At 37.8% G+C, this 19,436-nt stretch carries 18 protein-coding genes; 3 read left to right on the top strand and 15 right to left on the bottom strand.

Annotated elements, in window-relative coordinates:
* Nucleotides 1-199: 199 nt before the first annotated feature.
* The 4 genes from MLOOGBEN_RS20605 to MLOOGBEN_RS20620 all read right to left on the bottom strand — a co-directional run bounded on the left by MLOOGBEN_RS20605 (nucleotide 200) and on the right by MLOOGBEN_RS20620 (nucleotide 2,475).
* Entirely contained in the window at nucleotides 200-559 is a 360-nt protein-coding gene (locus tag MLOOGBEN_RS20605; protein ID WP_179160154.1) for an ArsR/SmtB family transcription factor, read from the bottom strand.
* Nucleotides 560-979 carry an SRPBCC family protein gene (locus MLOOGBEN_RS20610; RefSeq protein ID WP_179160155.1) on the bottom strand — a complete coding sequence of 140 codons (420 nt, stop codon included), beginning with the start codon at nucleotides 977-979 and terminating at the stop codon, nucleotides 560-562.
* A 163-nt stretch (nucleotides 980-1,142) separates the two neighbouring features.
* Nucleotides 1,143-2,129 (bottom strand): bile acid:sodium symporter family protein, encoded by a 987-nt coding sequence (locus tag MLOOGBEN_RS20615; RefSeq protein WP_179160156.1) that lies wholly within the window; start codon nucleotides 2,127-2,129, stop codon nucleotides 1,143-1,145.
* Nucleotides 2,130-2,145: 16 nt separating this feature from the next.
* Nucleotides 2,146-2,475 carry a rhodanese-like domain-containing protein gene (locus MLOOGBEN_RS20620; protein ID WP_179160157.1) on the bottom strand — a complete coding sequence of 110 codons (330 nt, stop codon included), beginning with the start codon at nucleotides 2,473-2,475 and terminating at the stop codon, nucleotides 2,146-2,148.
* A 180-nt stretch (nucleotides 2,476-2,655) separates the two neighbouring features.
* Between MLOOGBEN_RS20620 and liaG the strand changes: the two genes are divergently transcribed.
* Complete coding sequence (gene liaG / locus MLOOGBEN_RS20625) at nucleotides 2,656-3,504, top strand: LiaG family protein (RefSeq protein ID WP_179160158.1); 849 nt, start codon at nucleotides 2,656-2,658, stop codon at nucleotides 3,502-3,504.
* A gap of 113 nt (nucleotides 3,505-3,617) precedes the next feature.
* Nucleotides 3,618-4,007 carry a YuzC family spore coat inner layer protein gene (locus MLOOGBEN_RS20630; protein WP_179160159.1) on the top strand — a complete coding sequence of 130 codons (390 nt, stop codon included), beginning with the start codon at nucleotides 3,618-3,620 and terminating at the stop codon, nucleotides 4,005-4,007.
* Between the two features lie 62 nt (nucleotides 4,008-4,069).
* Here the strand turns inward: MLOOGBEN_RS20630 and MLOOGBEN_RS20635 are convergent, their stop codons facing one another.
* Nucleotides 4,070-6,301, bottom strand: a complete 2,232-nt coding sequence (locus tag MLOOGBEN_RS20635; RefSeq protein WP_179160160.1) for a sensor domain-containing protein — start codon at nucleotides 6,299-6,301, stop codon at nucleotides 4,070-4,072.
* 187 nt (nucleotides 6,302-6,488) lie between these two features.
* Between MLOOGBEN_RS20635 and MLOOGBEN_RS20640 the strand changes: the two genes are divergently transcribed.
* Nucleotides 6,489-7,841 carry an MATE family efflux transporter gene (locus tag MLOOGBEN_RS20640; protein ID WP_179160161.1) on the top strand — a complete coding sequence of 451 codons (1,353 nt, stop codon included), beginning with the start codon at nucleotides 6,489-6,491 and terminating at the stop codon, nucleotides 7,839-7,841.
* Between the two features lie 338 nt (nucleotides 7,842-8,179).
* Here the strand turns inward: MLOOGBEN_RS20640 and MLOOGBEN_RS20645 are convergent, their stop codons facing one another.
* The 10 genes from MLOOGBEN_RS20645 to MLOOGBEN_RS20690 form a co-directional block, all read right to left on the bottom strand.
* Complete coding sequence (locus tag MLOOGBEN_RS20645; protein ID WP_179160162.1) at nucleotides 8,180-9,868, bottom strand: glycoside hydrolase family 13 protein; 1,689 nt, start codon at nucleotides 9,866-9,868, stop codon at nucleotides 8,180-8,182.
* A gap of 51 nt (nucleotides 9,869-9,919) precedes the next feature.
* Nucleotides 9,920-10,600: a YesL family protein gene (locus MLOOGBEN_RS20650; RefSeq protein WP_179160163.1), complete on the bottom strand. Its 681-nt coding sequence runs from the start codon at nucleotides 10,598-10,600 to the stop codon at nucleotides 9,920-9,922.
* 106 nt (nucleotides 10,601-10,706) lie between these two features.
* Complete coding sequence (locus tag MLOOGBEN_RS20655) at nucleotides 10,707-11,675, bottom strand: sugar phosphate isomerase/epimerase family protein (protein WP_179160164.1); 969 nt, start codon at nucleotides 11,673-11,675, stop codon at nucleotides 10,707-10,709.
* Between the two features lie 17 nt (nucleotides 11,676-11,692).
* Nucleotides 11,693-12,736 (bottom strand): Gfo/Idh/MocA family protein, encoded by a 1,044-nt coding sequence (locus MLOOGBEN_RS20660; protein ID WP_179160165.1) that lies wholly within the window; start codon nucleotides 12,734-12,736, stop codon nucleotides 11,693-11,695.
* A 2-nt stretch (nucleotides 12,737-12,738) separates the two neighbouring features.
* Nucleotides 12,739-13,770 carry a Gfo/Idh/MocA family protein gene (locus MLOOGBEN_RS20665; RefSeq protein WP_179160166.1) on the bottom strand — a complete coding sequence of 344 codons (1,032 nt, stop codon included), beginning with the start codon at nucleotides 13,768-13,770 and terminating at the stop codon, nucleotides 12,739-12,741.
* Nucleotides 13,771-13,802: 32 nt separating this feature from the next.
* Complete coding sequence (locus MLOOGBEN_RS20670; RefSeq protein ID WP_179160167.1) at nucleotides 13,803-14,531, bottom strand: ThuA domain-containing protein; 729 nt, start codon at nucleotides 14,529-14,531, stop codon at nucleotides 13,803-13,805.
* Nucleotides 14,532-14,627: 96 nt separating this feature from the next.
* A complete protein-coding gene (locus MLOOGBEN_RS20675) occupies nucleotides 14,628-15,653 on the bottom strand; it encodes a LacI family DNA-binding transcriptional regulator (RefSeq protein WP_179160168.1) in 1,026 nt (341 codons plus the stop codon).
* A 115-nt stretch (nucleotides 15,654-15,768) separates the two neighbouring features.
* Entirely contained in the window at nucleotides 15,769-16,587 is an 819-nt protein-coding gene (locus tag MLOOGBEN_RS20680; RefSeq protein ID WP_179160169.1) for a carbohydrate ABC transporter permease, read from the bottom strand.
* Nucleotides 16,587-17,447 (bottom strand): carbohydrate ABC transporter permease, encoded by an 861-nt coding sequence (locus MLOOGBEN_RS20685; protein ID WP_179160170.1) that lies wholly within the window; start codon nucleotides 17,445-17,447, stop codon nucleotides 16,587-16,589. Before MLOOGBEN_RS20685 ends, MLOOGBEN_RS20680 begins: the two co-directional genes overlap by 1 nt.
* 212 nt (nucleotides 17,448-17,659) lie before the next feature.
* Complete coding sequence (locus MLOOGBEN_RS20690; RefSeq protein WP_179160171.1) at nucleotides 17,660-18,955, bottom strand: ABC transporter substrate-binding protein; 1,296 nt, start codon at nucleotides 18,953-18,955, stop codon at nucleotides 17,660-17,662.
* Nucleotides 18,956-19,436: the final 481 nt, after the last annotated feature.

The raw sequence follows: 19,436 nt of genomic DNA on the forward strand, positions 1-19,436 counted from the left end.
GATTAGTATGAATTGACCAATCAATTTTGTACATCTTTATTCAAGCATGATTGTACATATTTAAATTAGCATTTCTACCTTGGAGTTACCCAAATGCTTTTTCTGTATGCACTTCGGTCACTCCAGATCCCTTGGAGTTACCCAAATGCTTTTTCTGTATGCACTTCGGTCACTCCAGATCCGACAAAAAAAACCGACATTAATTCTTGTCGGTTTCATCTGATTTCATATCGTTCAAGCTTGGGCTTTCAACGATATGTTTAAGGATCGAAAGTTTGTTTTCCCAAAACTTTTCGTAGTAGGACAGCCAGTCTTTTAGCTCGGATAACGGCTCTGGGTGCAAACGATAAATTTTTTCCCTTCCTACCTTCCTTCCACTGACTAACTCGGCTTCAGAAAGGACCTGAAGATGCTTGGCAACGGCCGTTCTGCTTATCGGAAAATGAGAGGTTATTTCTGAAATAGGTAATTCCCTTTCCGCAAGCAGTCTTAATACCTCTCTCCGCGTAGGATCAGCAATTGCTTGAAATACATCATGCTTTTGGCTTGTTGCTGACACTTAGCTCTCCAAAAGCTTACGAAGGTTTTCAAGGATGCCTGTCCAGCCTTGAGACATGCGATCACGAATAACAGAAGCTTTTTCTCCTGCTTTTCCAACCATTTCATCTGCTGATTTCCAGCCGCCATGGATAAGGGTAAACTCTGTTTTACCGTCTATTTCTTTTAAGATAAACGTTAAAAACCAGCCATCTGTGTCCCACGTAAACGAAAGCGTATTAGGGGGGTCAAATTCAGTCACTTTACATGGTGATGGACCAAAAGGAGATTGTATGTGGAATTCATGTCCTACTTCTGGTTTAAAGTCATTTGGCATAAACCAAGCTGCAATACCCTCTGATGTTGATACCTGTTCCCATACCTTTTGAATAGGTGCGTTGAATACTAGCGTTTGTTTAATATCTTGTAATGTATTTTGCAAGAATTTCTCCTACCTTCATCTTTTATATAAAACCATTTGGTTTCACTTCTTGTATTATATAAAACCTTTTGGTTTCATGTCAATTCATTTTCCTCATATACTTTACCCTAGATCAAAGTTTTACAATCAAAAAAAGACACTTCTATTTGAAGTGCCTCAGGTGTCAAATTCCTTCGTTCTTGTTAACACCTTCAAGCTTTATATATATCGTATTCTTGTTATAATAACGGGCTAAAAAATATCCTGTAAAAGAAGCCAGTACCTGCTGGAACAACATACCGACAACCACTGGAACTGCCACTGCTGGTGGAAAATAAGTGACCGCAATAACAGCACCAGCACTAATATTTCTCATTCCGCCCGAGAAGGTCAAAGATACGACAGTATCTCGGTCACTTCTGATTAGTTTACCAATAAAGAACGAGAACACATAACCTGTAGCCGCAATAAAAAAAACCACAAGAATGATACTAATTAATTTTAAATTAATATTTCTTAAATAAGGTGCAATGACTGCACCGTTAAGCATGACAACAATTCCCAGAGTGATTTTTGAAAAAGGGGCCAAAGTCGCGCTCAGCTTTTTCGTCACACTGCCTTTTAAAAATTGATTTAGCAGCATTCCAAGGATAGAAGGCAGTACGATCATTCCAACTAAACCTTGCATGATTCCGACAATGTCCATGTCAATTTTTTCACCTATTAATAATGAAAGACAATAAGGAACAAGTAACGGGGAAAGCAGCGTATCGATTAAGATAATGGATAAAGTCAACGGGATATTTCCTTTATAAATCGAAACCCAAATAAAGCTCGTTATACCAGTTGGAATCGCCATTCCTAACACAATACCGGTAATGGTAAAGATATCGTCTTGGAAAGTTATATGACCGACACCCCAAGCCCAAATTGGCATGTGTATGTGTAATAAAATCATTGCAGCAAAGATCGGAAGTGGATGGCGTACCACATCTGATAATGATTTGAAATTCGAGTTCAAGCTCCCAGAAAAGGTCATAAAAGCAAATATCCAAGGGATTAAATACGAAAAGTCCTTTATATAGGCAGAAAGTATTACACCCAATACAACACTCGCAGGAGTGATTAAAGGCATTATTTTTTCTAGTTGTTTATTTATCGTCAGCAGCATATTGCTTCTCTCCAAGCTATTTTCTATATTCCTTCCAAGCGGTGAGGCCGCCTTCTAACACTTCAACTTGGTAGCCGAGACCGTCAAGAATCTTTGCACACTTTGCCGCTGAGTTTCCAGTCGTACAAGTAACAACAACCGGGCGTTCCTTTGACAGATGTGAAAGATCCGCACCTTCTTCAAGATTGAATATTTCCGTCTTCGGGATATTTAGGCTCACCACCTGGGGATCTTCGATATGGAATTCTTTATATTTTTCGACTGCTCGAACATCAAGAAGAACAATCTGATCCTCACCTTTTGTTCTCTCATAAAGTTCTTTAGGGGTAATATTTTTTAATGTCATGGTTAACACCTCCAATACAAAGAATATCACAATTTTAATAGTTCGGAAATCGAATAAGATTTCCACTTTGTCTGCCATAATACGTCTCAAGCCTTAGAAATAATTAAATCTCAGGTTCATTGGTGGTTCACTCTAAATCCCTTATGATAGAGCTATAAGAAATGAAGGGCAGGGATTTATATGAAGAGGATTGTGATTCTTTTATTAATCATCACCGGGTTATATATTGTTTTTAATCAGTCTTTTCAATTTGATGGTTTTGCAGTTGACGCCAGTAAAGATGGGAGGTCAGCGATATCAAATGACATTGAATCCATTGATATTAATGTGGCAGGTGTAAAAACAACCATTATTCCTGAGAACCGTGATGATGTTAAGGCGATTTTAACGGGGAAAGGCTCGCTCATTGTGAAAGAAGAAGGCAGCAGTATAGTAGTTGAAACGAAAAGAAAAATGTTTGATTGGTTGTCTTTCTCTGAAAAAAGACACCTTAAAGTTTATATACCTGAAGATTATAACCGAGATATGGAGATTCAGATTGGCTCAGGCAGCCTGCATTTCTCCGGACAATCGATGAAATTAGATGAACTTTCTTTAGATATTGGTTCTGGGAATGTGAATATTGATCATTTAGAAGTGAATGAGTTTACTCACGATGGTTCTTCAGGCAATGTTAAAATGGATACATTAAAGACTAAATCAAGCAGCTTTGACCTTAGCTCTGGAAATTTAGAGGTTAACCACTTTACAGGTGCATTGAAAGCAGATGTATCTTCTGGAAGGTTCTCCATGCAAATGGATAAGCTTAATGATTCAATTGAGATTGACCTTAGCTCAGGAAATGTAAATCTAGATTTACCTGATAATGCGGATTTCAACCTAGATGGGGAAGTGAGCAGTGGAAATATTTCGAGTGATTTTCCATTAACCACTAATGGAACGGATAAAAAGAGTTTAAAAGGAATACACGGTTCCGGGAAGAATCAAATAAATGTTTCCGTTTCTAGCGGGAATGTTCATATTTTCTAATACTGTAAAGAGCGCTTGGAGCCAAACTCCAGGCGCTCTTTACTTGTAACAAAAAAAGTCCAACATACATACCGTATATTGCCTTGTGTTTTAAATATGGAAGGAGCGTTACAATGTACTATTACCACTATCCTTATCCACCATATCCTCAGCACCCTGCTTACCCAGGTTACTACTTTTATCCCCCAGTAACCAGGCAATATCCGCAGGTGGATGTAAATATTTTCACGAAGTCCATTAAATCCTATCGGCTATTAATGGACCAAGGCAGTATCCTGTTGGACCGGTTAGGTGATGAAGGTTTTGATGTTAAGTTAATGAGTTTTGCTCAGCAGGGAAACAAAACCGAAGTAGATAAGTTAATCAAAACGATTGGTCTTAAAGTACCTGTGGAAACAAAATACACGCCAACCGGAATAACCTTCGAGCTTACCGCCCATCCGGATCCAAGCACTCCCTTGTCCTGCTGTACGTTAAGTGTACACATGAAATGGGGAAACTGAAAGACCTTCAACTGAAGGTCCTTTTTTTGCAAAAAAAAGAGGCAGAGGGTTCCGCCAAAATCCTATTCGATAGGAACATTGCCTTTTATTAAAAATTCTTCCAGCTTCTCAGCAGACAACGGCTTACTGTAGTAATACCCTTGTCCAATCTGACAGGCATTCCGTGTTAAGAACTTAACCTGCTCTTCTGTTTCGATACCTTCTGCAATAACTGTGAATTTTAGATTCACGCCCATGTCAATAATCGTTTTCACCATCATTCCTTGATTTGAGTGAGAGATTATGTCATCAACAAAGGATTTATCGATCTTTATTTTATCAATGGGAAGATGTTTTAAATAGCTTAATGAGGAATAGCCCGTACCAAAGTCATCCACCGATAAGAGAACACCTACCTCCTTTAATTGATTCAGAATGATGATAGAGTTCTCTAGGTTTTGCATAAGACTTTCCGTAATTTCGAGTTCTAAATAATTCGCCTCTAATCCAACTTCTTCCAGCGTATCGGAAATAAACTGGATAAAATGCTCATCCTGAAATTGTCGAACAGACACGTTAACCGCTATTGGAAAATCTCCATATCCCGCATCCTTCCACGCCTTCCTCCGCTCACACGCCTCTCTTAGTATCCATTTTCCTAATGGCACAATCAGTCCTGTTTCTTCTGCAAGAGGTATAAATTCAGACGGCGCAATATATCCATATTCTGGGTGATTCCAGCGAATTAATGCTTCCACCCCAACAATTTCTCCAGTACGTAAATCCAACTGCGGTTGGTAATGGAGTGTCATTTGTTTCTGCTCCATTGCTCTTCTTAACCAGTTCTCTAATTTCATTTTCCACGTTGAAATTCCATCAAGGTTAGTGGAGTAGAATTGGTAATTATTTTTCCCACGTTCTTTTGCTTGGTACATAGCAGTATCAGCATTTTTAATAAGTGTTTCCTCATCACTTCCATCAATTGGATAGATACTGATTCCAATACTTGGTGTGACAAAAAATTCTTCACTATTTACTTCAAATGGATTTGAAAATTCATTAAGAATTCGCTTAGCTACCTGTGAAGTGTTTTCCTTGTCTATATCTTTAAGGACGATAATAAATTCATCACCGCCCTGGCGAGATACTAGACCTTCATTTTGTACTGCCTTTTCTAATCGACCTGCTACCTTTTGGAGAATAATGTCCCCAACTGAGTGACCTTTTGTATCATTGATAATTTTAAAGCGATCTAAATCTAAGAATAGCACTGCGTGCATCTTTTCCTGTTGATGACGTAATACTTCGTAAAGGTGGTTCCTGAACTGATTTCGATTTGGCAATCCTGTTAATGAGTCATAATAGGCCATGTATTTAATCGTTTGTTCCGATTTCTTCCTATGGGTAATATCTCTGCCCACTACCTGAACGGCAAATCTGCCTTCATATAAAATAGACCTTGCAGCCATCTCCACATCAATGCTTTCACCGTCAGTTCGCCTAACCTGGAATTCAAGCCTAAGTCGCTCATTTTCTACTTTTTCAGCTGCGAATACTTTACTTTTAATTAAGTCAGTAATATGCGAAGGAGCAAAATTCCTAGCTGATTGCCCAATCACCTGCTCCTGACTTTCAGCACCAATTAATTTGCAGCCCGCCTCATTTATATATTCAATTTTCCCATCATAAACGACAGCAATAATATCAGGTGACATTTCAACTAGGCTTTGATAGAGTCCTTCGCTTTCTTTCCGATCTGTAATATCGAATAACACACTTGTAAAATCAACAAAGTCTCCTTTTTGGTCAAAGGTTGGTATCCCTCTGTCCTGTATCCAGCGCACTTCACCATCAGGGCGAATAATACGATATTGGCTAGTAGCTGCTTCTCCAACTGCAAGTTTCCTTTCCCTTTCCTTTAAAACAGACAAATCCTCCGGATAAATAACTTCTTTCCAAAGATTCGTATTTTCATAAAAATCATCCAGCTTATATCCATATAGTTTTTCTATTCCAGGAGTGATTAATAAGGTGTCTGACTTTAAGTCATGGGACCAGATGGCAACATCCAGCGTATCAAATATATTTTTCATTTTCTGCTGGTTTTTAGTAAATTCATCGGCTTTCTTATCGAATTCTTTAACTAAAAAAAATAGGAAACCGATGGCAGCGATCGAAATAACTGAAGCACTATTACTTACTGTTTTAAAAGAATGAAAAAGGTCTGGATTCATTAAATCTATAAATTGTAAAAGGACAAATAAGCCAACAATGTGGATTAACAAAAACCTGTATAAAATTCTTTTTGTAACCATATTTGTCCCCCATTTTAGTATTGTTATAGTTTAAAAATAGCAAATTCAAAGCTTGATAACAATCTTATATTTTTTCCATATGTGTTCCCTTTTTTGAAAAAAACTTTCAACCTTAATTTCCTATTCCTATATCACCCTTAAAGGAGTAAAATAAAACATTATTAATTAAAACCGCTAGGAGAAAATCGTGGAGGAACAAAAAAACACCTATCAAGAACAGACTCTTTTCAGTATTACCTGGCCGCTCTTTATTGAACTATCTCTTCATATGGGGTTGGGTATTGTGGCTACACTGATGTTAAGTCAATACTCTGACCAAGCAGTAGCGGGTGTTGGAGTCGCTAACCAACTGCTAAATATTTTTATTTTAGTTTTTAATGTCACATCTATTGGGGCAACTGTTCTAATCAGCCAGAATCTTGGTGCAGGAAAACTTCAACGTGCAAGACAATTATCCTATTCCGTATTTGGATTGAATTTCTGGTTTGGAATATGCATTGCTATTGTTGTTTTTATTTTAGGAGAGCCGATGCTTCGTTTGTACGATGTTCATGGTCCGGTTTTCGACTACGGACTTACCTTTGTACAAATATGTGCACTTTCACTCTTTTTCGAATCACTCTCTCTGGCTTTCAGTGCAATCCTTCGCAGTTATGGATACACGAAGGAATCTATGATGGTTACTGTTGTTATGAATTTAATCAGTATTGGCGGGAATATTATTGCGACAACCGGAATCTTAGGTCTGCCAATTACAGGTGTGACGGGTGTATCCTGGGCTATCTTTGCAGCTCGAGCCTATGCTGTTTGTGCTCTATTGTATTTGCTATATAACAGACTTTCTTTAAAAATCGTCATCAAGGACATCTTCAACGCAAAAAAACAAGATATCCGGGAATTGCTCGAGATTGGAATTCCTTCAGCTGGAGAAAATCTTTCCTACCAATTATCTCAAGTAGTTATTACTAGCTTTGTGGTTACAATGGGTACAGCCTCTTTGGCTGGTAGAGTATATATTTTAAATATCAGCATGCTTTGCTTTTTGTTCACAGTCGCGATTGCTCAAGGAACTCAGCTTTTGGTAGCACGTTATATTGGCGGGAAACAATACGATCGCGCCTTAAAACGAGGAATTCAAACTCTGAAGATCGCTATGTTTGCTTCCACCTTCGTATCACTCATTATCGCTTTTGGAGGAGACTTCGTCTTAAGAGTATTCACAGAGGACCCTGCCATTATTATGGTTGGACTCCCTGTTCTATGGGCCATAGTTTTCGTTGAGCCCGGAAGAGCTATGAATATCGTCTTAATGAGTTCATTAAAGTCTGCAGGAGATGTTCGTTTTCCCGTTATTATTGGCATTATTTCAATGTGGGGAATAGCAGTATCACTTAGTTATTTCCTAGGCATTCACTATGGTTTGGGACTTCTAGGCATATGGCTTGCCCAAGGGGCAGATGAGTGGCTGCGCGGGTGTTTCGCCTTAAAACGCTGGCTAAGCAAACCGTGGGAACGGCTTACGAAAGCAGTTTTAAATTAAATCGACTTAAATGGTACTGATTCCTGCTTCCAGTCAAGGTGGTTCGCTCATATCAGTTGGGGGATGAGGTTAACCATCCGATCTGATAAATAGACGGTGATATGAGACTGTCGATTAACTCATTTAACCTTTTAGAAAACGAAGATTCCAACTATTTTCTACCTAAATAGATATAAAAAACTATAAAAAGTAGCTAAAAAAGCAAATATTTGGTCACAATTTCATCAAATTGGAGTTGCTGAATTTCACTTGCATAATTAATCGACAGTCTCAAATATCCGCTTATTTTACTTTTGCTGGTTATCAAGCCGCCCATTCACCATGTCATAAAGTTCCGCTTATGACCGTAATAAATAAACTCTGGCTTCATACGGTTTCAATTGAAAACTTTTGATATTTTCATTACTTTCTATAACATAATTACCAATTAATAAATCATGGGATTTATATGTAATGGTTTCAGGCAGAATAAAAACAGGCTGTTCCGAACTAAAATTCGTAACAACAAGTAACATTTCATTTTTTAATGTCCTTGTATAGGCAGCTATTTTTTCGTGGTCTGCATATAGTAAATCATATTTCCCATACACAATAATTGGATATGCTTTTCTTAACTGAATCAATTTTTTATAATAATGATAGATTGAATTTGGGTCAGAAATAGCCTTTTCAGCATTAATTTCCCGATAATTTGGATTCACCATCAACCAAGGCTCCCCAGTTGTAAAGCCAGCTTGGCCGGAATCATCCCATTGCATTGGCGTTCTAGCATTATCGCGGCTTTTTGCATAAATAGCGTTCATAACATCTTCTGGGTTTTTCCCTTGATTCTCCGTAGCATCCTTATACATGTTTAACGTTTCAATACAACGATGATCATCAATCGCTGGGAATCTTAAATTGGTCATCCCAATTTCTTCTCCTTGATAAATATATGGAGTCCCCTGCATCATATGCAGCCATGTTCCGAGCATTTTTGCTGATTCCACCCGATACTCTTGATCATTACCAAAACGAGAAACAGGACGAGCCTGATCATGATTGCTTAAATATAAACTATTCCAGGCCTTACCTTCGAGAACCTTTTGCCATTTTGTCATGATCTGCTTTAACTCTTTTAAGTCAAAAGGTTTTACATCCCATTTTATATTATTTTTAGCATCGACTCTCATATGTTCAAACTGGAAGACCATGTTTAAGGTTCCATCGTTTTGATCTGTATATTTCAGTGCGTCCTCAGGATTAACTTCAGGCATTTCTCCTACAGTCAAAATGTCATACTTAGATAACACTTTTTCTTTCATTTCCCGAAGGTATTCATGAATTCTCGGTCCATTGACGAAATATTTCCCTGCCCACTGGTATTTTCCTTTACGGTTTCTTTCTTCAACGTCAGGAAAATTTGAGTCTTTAGAAATCACATTGATGACATCCATACGGAAACCATCAATCCCCTTTTCTAACCACCAGGTCATCATGTCATAAATTTCTTGGCGCAGCTTTGGATTTTCCCAGTTCAAATCAGGCTGTTTTTTGCTAAATAAGTGAAGATAATATTCATCCGAAACTTGGTCATATTGCCAAGTAGATCCGCTAAAAAAGGATTGCCAGTTACTCGGCTCCTCCCCTTTTTCACCTGGTCTCCAAATATAATAATCACGGTAGGGATTGTCCTTTGATTGCCTTGATTCGATAAACCATTTGTGTTCATCCGATGTATGGTTTACAACCAAATCCATCATCAGCTTCATTTCTCTTTTATGTATCTCACTAAGCATAGTTTCCCAATCTTCAATGGTACCAAACTCATCCATAATGGCTTGATAGTCACTAATATCATAACCACCATCATCATTTGGAGACTCATATACGGGAGAAAGCCAAATCACATCTATCCCCAACTCATATAAGTAATCTAATTTTTCAATGATTCCTTTTATATCGCCAATGCCATCGCCATTACTATCCTTAAAGCTTCGCGGATATATTTGATAGACGACACTTTCCTTCCACCACTTTTTTTCCAAGATTTTGCCTCCCAAATTCGATTTGAGTGTCTTACTATTATTTTTGCCAATTCAAGCTGATAGTACTTTTAGATAAAATCGATAAAATGCAGAAAATGATAAATACGCAATTAATGACCCAGTAAAGAAAGGAAGCAAAAACCAAAATACAGTTAAACTGAAATATAAAAGGATGCTATTACTAATGAGAATCGTTAAGAATAGTACCGGACTTCCAAATGTAATCAGTAAGGCATTTTTCATTGCAGGCACTACTTTCATGTGATAATGAGCAATAATCGAAAAGAAGTTGATGGAAAATACAAATAATACAATTCCTATTAATAGGAAAATGCCCATAAAGATAATATTTTCCTTACTAAAATAGTAGAAATCCACTGCCCAGAAAGTCCAGATTGCCGTTAAGACTAAACCCCCACGCAGACTTTTTTTGTAGTTTTCTTTATAGTAACGCCAATATTGCCTAATAGAGGTACTCTCTTCCTGGATAACCCAATCCCTTGCTGAAGCAAACATCGCGGTCGTTGCCGGAAAAAATAATACAGGCAGCAAAATGATAAGCGGCAGGAGTAAAACAACCAAGACCACTTTTTGCTCAACAAATATGATTGTCAATAATATGAAAACAATAGGAATATTAAATAGGAACCATAATAAATTGATTACAGTAAATCTCATAATCCATTCACATATGCGGTATAAACCCTCCATTAGATCAGAAGATCCTTTCATTTTCCTCCTCCTTTACTCCCAACAATTTAAAAAAATCCCTTTAAGTATAGATGGCTCGTGTCTTAACACAAGTTTACTTAAAGGGAGGCACTTTTTTATAGGGGTCCTAAGCCCACCATATATCGGTTGGGGTTTCTTCGATAATCACGCTTTTTAAATTTTTCACTGCCCGGCTGAAGCCTTCATCAATTGACATGATTGGGTCTTCATGCTCGATGCTGATCACATAATCGTACCCATATGTCTTAAGGGCACTTACGATATTTGACCACTCTTGAATACTATGCCCATATCCTACTGAACGAAAAGTCCAAGCACGAGTTTGTACGTTCGAATATGGTTGCATGTCCGTTAATCCATACATATTTACATTTTCTTGATCGATGTATGTATCTTTCGCATGGAAATGATGGATGGCATTTTCCTTGCCTAGTATTTTTATCGCTGCAACAGGATCAATTCCCTGCCACCATAAATGACTAGGATCAAGGTTGGCGCCGATTGCATCACAAGTTGCTTCTCGTAATTTCAACATGGTATAAGGGGTGTGAACAAGGAAACCTGCATGAAGCTCTAAGCCAATCTTTACCCCATTTTCTTTAGCAAACTCACCTTGCTGTTTCCAATACGGGATTAGTTTTTCCTCCCATTGCCAGGTTAAAAGGTCAGAATACTCATTTGGCCATGGCGTTACAGGCCAGTTAGGAAACTTAGCTCCTTCCTGGTCTCCAGGTATTCCCGAAAAAGTATTCACTACTGGTACACTCATCAGTGCTGCCAGCTTAATTGTTTTGGTTAAGGTATCATGAGATTCTTTCGCAAATTGCTCGTCAGGTGAAATCGGGTTTCCATGACAGCTGAATGCACTGATCGTTAAACCACGGGAATGGACTTTTTCAAGATATTCCGCTCGCTTTTCTTCACTTTCAAGTAATTCTTCTAACGGACAGTGGGCATTTCCAGGATAACAGCCAGTTCCGATTTCAACGGCTTTTAAACCTGAAGCTTGGACATGATCAAGCATATCCTCAAATGATTTGCTAGAAAATAAAACGGTAAAAACGCCTAATTTCAATTCCGCCAACCTCCATTCTATTTGTTATATTGAACACTCTTCCCTGATTCGCTGCTAATATAAATCGATTCGATGATTTTGTTTACCTTTAATGCCTCTTCCGGCTTCACTACAATTTCAGCAATACCCAGACACGCATCAATAAAGTTTTCTGCTTGCGGGACCCCTGCATCTTCTTCCCCAATGATGACAGCTGCTTCTGTATTTAAAAGCATTCCATTTTTAGCTTGATACAGCTCAAAAGGAAATACATTGATACCGCCATTCACTCCAGAAATACTTAAATGCTCTTTATCTTCCTTTATATTTGCTGCCCATGAACATTCAAATAAAAGCGATGATCCATTTTCAAAGGTAATATAGCTTGTCACATGATCATCCACATCGAATGTTTTTGGATCGAATGAGCCCCATTCATTTACCTGATTGGACATTTTGCTTAAACGGTTATAGGATTTACCGATTACTTGCACCGGTTCTGGGTCGCCTAATAACCATAATGCTAAATCAAGAAGGTGGCAGCCATAGTCAATTAAACTTCCGCCTCCCTGCAATTCTTTGTTTGTAAAAACACCCCAGCCAGGTACTTTTCTACGTCTTAATGCCTGTACTCTCGTTACAAGCGGCTCACCTACATCTCCATTAACCATCGCTTCCTTTGCAGCTTGCGATTGTTTTTTATGACGATAATGATAGGCAATGGATAAAACTTTATTATTTTTTTTGGAAGCCGCAATCATTGCTTCACATTCTTCCGTGGTAATTGCCATTGGTTTTTCACACAGGACATGAATGCCCGCTTCAAGCGCAGCGGTAACAATTTCAGCATGGGACTTATTAGGTGTACAAATGGTAACAGCATCTACTAAATCAAACATTTGTCGATAATCCGTAAATACATGCGGGATGCCATTCTTCTCAGCAACTTCTTGAGCCCTGCTCACATTTAAATCACTGACCGCAGTGATTGTCACTTTATCTGCCATTTTTAAATATACAGGAATATGTCTAATCTGGGCGATTCCTCCGACCCCGATGATTCCCATTCTTATCTTACTCATGCTTACACCTTACTAACCTTTGTAATTTGCTTGGATTCATTTGACTCGATCGCTGCAATAATCACTTCTAATGACTTTTTGCCTTCCTCACCACTAATAGGAGGTTCAGTGTTCGTTTCAATCGCATGAACAAAGTTTTCAATCACATGAGTATTCTTTTGTCCGCCCTCATCATTAGACTGAATCTTCCCTAATTCGTAACGGACGACTTCACCATTTTTATATTGAACAATCAAGGAATAATTTGGATCATCTTCTAGACGTAAGATGGCATTTTCACCATAAATAATAGTTGAATTATCTTCACCCGCCGTGTAAGCCCAGCTAGCGGCAAGCGTGCCAATTATTCCGCTCTCTGATTTTAGAATGAAAACAGCATTGTCATCTACATCAGAGCCTTCTTTTGCACTTGTTTCAACAAAGCTGGCAACTTCAACAAATTCTTCTCCTAACAAATAACGAAGAAGATCGGCTTTATGGACACCCAAGTCACCCATTGCACCAATAAAGGCTTGTTCCTTTTTAAAGAACCAGCTTTCTTTCCCATCTGCACTCCAGCCTTCAGGACCGCCGTGACCAAAAGCTGTTCTAAAGCTGTAAATTTTTCCCGCTTCACCATCTTCGATTAACTTTCTTGCTTTAACATGTGAAGGGACAAATCGTTGATTATGTGCAATCATTAATTTTTTATTATTTTTCTTTGCGGCTTCAATCATCTGATCCGCTTCTTCTCTCGAAGTTGCCATCGGTTTTTCACATAAAACATGGCATCCTGCGGTTAATGCAGCAATCGATACGGGTGCGTGAAGTGCATTCGGAAGACAAACACTTACTGCGTCTATCTTTTCATTTGCAAATAATTCCTCATAACTTGTGTATGCTTTTGCATTATATTTTTTTGCCATTTCATTTGCACGATTTTCAACAATATCACAAACTGCAGTGATTTCTACAGCTGGATGAGAATCGTATTCGACTAAATGGCGGTGTCTTGCAATACTCCCACAACCAATAACAGCAACTTTCAATGACATAGGTCTCTCTCTCCTTTTAGCTCCGCTTAAATTTAAACATTTGCCTTTTCTGAGATTTTTTCTAATGGCTTTGAATTTCCGTATACAGGGACAGCAGTTTTAGAAGGCCTTGCCCAGTTTACACCGTTTTTAATTACTCTCTGAATTTCTGCATTATGATAAGTCTTATATGTCTCATGTCCAGGGCGGAAGTAGAAAATTTTACCTTGCCCGCGTTTGAACGTGCAGCCGCTGCGGAATACCTCTCCACCTTCAAACCAGCTTACAAAAATAAGTTCGTCTGGTGTTGGAATGTCAAAATGCTCACCATACATTTCTTCCTGCTCTAATTCTATATATTGTCCAAGTCCTTCTGCAATTGGATGTGTTGGATCTACAACCCAAAGACGCTCTTTTTCACCAGCCTCACGCCACTTAAGGTCACATCCAGTACCCATTAACTTTTTGAAAATCTTGGAGAAATGCCCTGAGTGCAAGACAACTAACCCCATACCTTCTAGAACTCTTTTGTGAACTTTTTCAACAATCTCATCCTTAACGTCTTCATGTGCTTTATGTCCCCACCATACTAACACATCTGTTTCATTTAATACTTCATCCGTTAAACCGTGTTCAGGTTCATCTAACGTTGCGGTTTTAACTGTAATTTGGTCTTCTTTTAAAAATTCGGCAATTGTACCATGGATCCCGTTTGGGTAATTTTCTGCAACCACTTGATTTGTTTTTTCATGTCGGTTTTCATTCCATACTAATACCTTCATATATGTTCTCTCCTTATATTAAAAAAATTTTATGCAAGGCAAACGTTTGCACTATTTTGTGCACGAATGCCTCTTTTAATTTAAATAGAGGCTTCTTCATTGTCCATACCCTATACATGATTCTCTTTCCACAATAAGTGCAGGAATAATAATTCTTTTATTTATCGTTTCTGGTTCTTTTATCTGTTCAATCAGGCATCGCGCTGATTCATACCCCAATTGAAAGGTTTGGATATCTACCGAAGTCAAAGGAGGGGTTGATAGTCTTGAAATCATCGTATTGTTAAAGCTCACAATACTTATATCATCAGGAACCTTAATATTGCGTTCTTTTAATGCTAATACTACAATTAGTGCATTTAAATCATCTGTAATGACGATTGCGGTTGGAGGTTCAGTTAAATTCAACAATTCATCAATCGCTAGTGTACCCAGCTCCCGATCGTAAGAAAAATTCTTTATATAATCATCATGAATTTCCAAATTACTCTCTCTTACTGCCTCTTTATATCCGCTTAATCTCGCTTGTGTTACTTCAAACCTTGGATCTCCACCAATAAATCCAATCCGCTGATGCCCACGTTTTATTACATAATCAGTGGCATCCTTTGCGGCTTGTATATTATCATTATCAACATACATAATTTTATTAGAATCGAATACAGGTTTTCCGATAACGGCAAAAGGAATTCCGGAGCTCATGAGAAAGGGGACCACTTGATCGTCCTTTTTTGAATATAATACAATAACTCCGTCCACTCTTTTCCCTTGGACCATTTTTTCCGTATCCACAAAAATGTCTTCCTCTGTCTCCCCCGTGGTAAGCAGCATACTATATCCTTGTTTATGGCAATAAGCACTTATTCCACTTAACACTTCAGGAAAAACAGGATTAAGAAGAGATTGGCTTGTTGAATTCTTCATGACAATCCCAATTGTCTGCGTTGATTTTTGGACAAGAGTTCTGGCATTAAGATTAAGATGATAGCCCATTTCTTCCATAACTTTTCGAACTTTCCGTTTCGTTTTTTCACTAATATTTGGACTATCAGACATAACACGTGAAACGGTAGAGGGTGCCACATTCGCTTTTTTTGCAACATCCTTAATTGTGATCGACATTTCTATTCTCCCCTTTTATTGTCAATGAAGATAGGGATAAACATTCTCTCTTCTCTAAGTTGTTCATTTTATCTTTTCAAAAAGAACACCATGTACCGTTCCCCTATTATAGTTACTATTTGACAGCCCCTTCAGAAACACCTTTAATAATTTGTTTTTGTGCAAAGAAGTAAGCGATAATGACTGGAATAATAGCAATTGTCAATCCAGCTAATGCTAAATGCCATTGCTTTGTAAATTGTCCAAAGAAGAAGAACATCTTTAAAGGAATCGTCGCTGACTCTTCTTTTAGTACAAGTGATGGCAATAAGAAGTCATTCCAAATCCAGATTACATTTAGAATTCCAACGGTAACTGAAATTGGTTTTAACAATGGGAAAATAATATGCCAAAACACCTGGAATTTGTTCGCACCATCAATGTATGCAGCTTCATCTAGTGAATTAGAAATACCTGTCATAGCGCCATGATATAAGAATATGGAAAGACTGCTTCCAAATCCTAAATACATAAAGATTAAACCAACTCGATTTAGCATTTCAGCTTGACCGAAGATCGAGACAAGGGGAATCATTACGGATTGGAAAGGAATAAGCATCGCACCAACAAAAAGGAAAAAGATAATACCACTCAGTTTACTTTTATTTCTTGCTAAAGCATAGCCTGCCATCGATGAAAACAGGATAATAACCCCTACACCTAAAATTGAAATAAGAAGGGAGTTAATGAGAGAGCTAATAAAATCTAAATGATCAAAAGCTTCAACAAAGTTATCTGAGGTAAATTCATCTGGCATCCCAAGTACATCTGTAAAAATCTCCCGTTTTGTTTTAAAGGCGTTAACAAGCATTAAGTAAAAGGGTGATAACCAAAGTATAGCTAATAGAAGGCCGAAAATCTCGAATAAAAAACGACTTCTTTTCTTTTGCTGCATTACAAGTCGACCTCCCGTTTCTTGTTATAGTAAACCTGTGTTAACGCTACGGCTGCTACAAGGATAAGGAAGATAACCCCTTTTGATTGTGCTAAAGCCATTTGGTTTTCATTAAAGGCCGTTTTATAAATTTCCATCGCTACCATCTGTGTGGAGTTAAACGGACCGCCGCCTGTTAATGATAGGTTTTGATCATATATTTTAAAGGAGTGAGATACTGTTAAAAACATACTTACTGTAAATGCAGGAGCTACTAATGGGAAGATGATGTTTTTGAATCGTTGGAAGCTATTGGCCCCATCAATTTCTGCTGCTTCAAGTAAGTCACCCGGTATATTCTCCAAATAGGCAATGTAAATAATCATAATGTATCCAGCCCATTGCCAGCAATTAAGAATGACAAGTCCCCAAAAGCCTGTTTCTGTGGTAGATAACCAGCCCTTCAAACCTTCAATTCCCAGCAAATCACCGATACTGCTAAAGGCACTGACAAAAATAAACTGCCAAATAAATCCTAGAATAAGACCGCCGATTAAGTTAGGCATAAAGAAAACCGTTCTTAAGAAGTTGCTTGATTTGAGCCCTTGTGTAACAAGTAAAGCGAGTCCCATACCTAGGACATTTAGTAAAATAACCGATACAACCGCAAATTTAATCGTAAACCATAGGGAAGCTCTGAATTCTTCTTCCTTAAATAAATCAATATAGTTACCAAAACCTAAAAACTCGTCAGCGTTAAGACCATTCCAATTTGTGAAGGAATAAACAAATCCATAGAGTAATGGGATGATGACCACTAGCCCTAAAGCTAAAAGAACCGGTGTCACAAAAATCCAAAACGATATATCCCGATTTCTCACCTAAAACCCCCCGATACATTTCCCGACATATGTATGTCGGCAGTATTTTAAAAAAGTACTTTTAAAAGCTGATTCATCCTCTAACAAACCAGATAAAAACGTTTTTTTTAAAGAAGCTAACGGGCATTAAGGTTGTGCTCCGTTAGCTTATATATTCCATTACTAGCTTGTTCAATCAATTTTAGAAAATACAATCAACTCATGAGCCTAGATTATTGACGTGATTTTTCCCAAGATTCTTGAGCCGTTTTTATTGCCTCTTCCCAAGAACCTTCGCCGCTTAAATATTTCTGCATGTTAACAGCTAATACTTCTTCTTGCCAACCGATAGGTGATCCTAAGAATACCCAGCCAATTGTGTTGCCTTCAGAAGAATATTTGTAAATTTCCTGTGAAAGTGGATCAGCAATCTTCGATGTATCATAACCTTCGTATGCAGGGATAAATTTAAAGTCTTCCATTACAGCTGTCTTACCTGTATCAGATGTATACATCCAATCTAAGAAGTCCTTAGAAGCTTGTACTACTTTTTCATCACTCTTCTTGTTTACTGCCCAGTACATTGGAACGCCTACAGGAAGTTTTCCTTCAAATCCTTCAACAGGAATTGGAATCATACCAATATTGTTTTCAGCGTGTTCTGGATCGATATCTAAGATAGAGTTATAAGTCCAGTTTCCTTGCTGAATCATCGCAACTTTTCCTAATGAGAATAATTGCTCAACTTGTTGAGAATAGTCTAGGCTTAATACAGGCTGTACAGAGTACTTAGCTTGCAGGTCAAGCATTCTCTTTAATTCTTCTGATTTTGTGAATGGTGCTGATTTTGCATTAAATGCTTCTAGTACACTATGGTTGAAATCAGGAGCCATGTAAACGTTCGCTAAGTGATTACCGATTACCCATGTTTCTTTAGCCGCTAGCGCGAATACTGCATCCAGACCAAGCTCTTTCTTTTTGCTGTCTAATGTTTTAACTGCTTTTTCTAAATCTTCATATGTTTTAATTGCTGCTGGGTCTATACCTGCATCTTTAAAAACTTTTTTATTGTAAATATATCCGTAACCTTCTTGGTTAAATGGTAATCCAAGAGTCTCTTCGCCATCCTTAACACTATCAAGTGTACCTTCTAAAGCTGCCTGTGCTGCTTTGGTTTCTGACATATCTGCCAGCCATTCTCTATAATCTTCAACATCTGACGGACCGCCTACGTTAAAAATGTCCGGTTCATCTCCAGCTGAAAATGCTGACTTTAATGATGCACCATAGTCATTACCGCCGCCGACTGTTTTTACATTAATATCTACACCAGGGTTTTCATCTTCATACTTCTTTACAAGTTCTTCAAATTGGTTTTTAAACTCGACCTTAAATTGAAAAACATCAACTGTTACCTTATCCCCTGAATCTGCTTTGTCTTTTTCATCACCAGCTGCACATCCTCCTAATACAACACTAGATGCTAAAAGTGTTGATAGAATTCCCGCATAAAACTTTTTACTCTTCATTCTTTTTTCCTCCTAAAATGAAAGTCTTTAATTCATTTTTTACTATGAATTCGTTTGCATAAATTTATGCACAGCCACCTAGAGTAACCGTTTTCAAAACTAGTAATATTATAAAATAAATTGGGAATCCTATATAAATCTAGTAATTCACACCAATTTACCAATATAAAAATTTACGAAAACGTTTGCATTAAGTGAATGAATTTATATTAACACAGCATAACTATAATCACAATACTTTTTAATAACGAATTTCTTGAAGAACTTTCACCCCAAAAAGAACAATTAGAATTCTTTGTGAAATTACTATTTGCCGTTTATTCTTCCTACACGGTGATATCAACATTCCGATATAATAGAGTCATACGTAATTTTGGTTCTTCTCTAATAGAATGTTGTTTTTTGTATACAAATGGACCGTTCCTTTCCGCTACAGGTGCTTGCTTTCCGCGGGGAGGAAGTCGAGCCTCCTCGCGGAAAG

Origin of the sequence: Bacillus sp. EB106-08-02-XG196 (assembly GCF_013396335.1) — a bacterium.
Lineage (GTDB): Bacteria > Bacillota > Bacilli > Bacillales > Cytobacillaceae > Neobacillus.

Coding starts and splice junctions, on each gene's coding strand:
- MLOOGBEN_RS20630 (WP_179160159.1), top strand. CDS start 3,618: ATGTACTATTACCACTATCCTTATCCACCATATCCTCAGCACCCTGCT.
- MLOOGBEN_RS20675 (WP_179160168.1), bottom strand. CDS start 15,653: ATGTCGATCACAATTAAGGATGTTGCAAAAAAAGCGAATGTGGCACCC.
- MLOOGBEN_RS20615 (WP_179160156.1), bottom strand. CDS start 2,129: ATGCTGCTGACGATAAATAAACAACTAGAAAAAATAATGCCTTTAATC.
- MLOOGBEN_RS20670 (WP_179160167.1), bottom strand. CDS start 14,531: ATGAAGGTATTAGTATGGAATGAAAACCGACATGAAAAAACAAATCAA.
- MLOOGBEN_RS20635 (WP_179160160.1), bottom strand. CDS start 6,301: ATGGTTACAAAAAGAATTTTATACAGGTTTTTGTTAATCCACATTGTT.
- MLOOGBEN_RS20660 (WP_179160165.1), bottom strand. CDS start 12,736: ATGAGTAAGATAAGAATGGGAATCATCGGGGTCGGAGGAATCGCCCAG.
- MLOOGBEN_RS20680 (WP_179160169.1), bottom strand. CDS start 16,587: ATGCAGCAAAAGAAAAGAAGTCGTTTTTTATTCGAGATTTTCGGCCTT.
- MLOOGBEN_RS20650 (WP_179160163.1), bottom strand. CDS start 10,600: ATGAAAGGATCTTCTGATCTAATGGAGGGTTTATACCGCATATGTGAA.
- MLOOGBEN_RS20690 (WP_179160171.1), bottom strand. CDS start 18,955: ATGAAGAGTAAAAAGTTTTATGCGGGAATTCTATCAACACTTTTAGCA.
- liaG (WP_179160158.1), top strand. CDS start 2,656: ATGAAGAGGATTGTGATTCTTTTATTAATCATCACCGGGTTATATATT.
- MLOOGBEN_RS20620 (WP_179160157.1), bottom strand. CDS start 2,475: ATGACATTAAAAAATATTACCCCTAAAGAACTTTATGAGAGAACAAAA.
- MLOOGBEN_RS20665 (WP_179160166.1), bottom strand. CDS start 13,770: ATGTCATTGAAAGTTGCTGTTATTGGTTGTGGGAGTATTGCAAGACAC.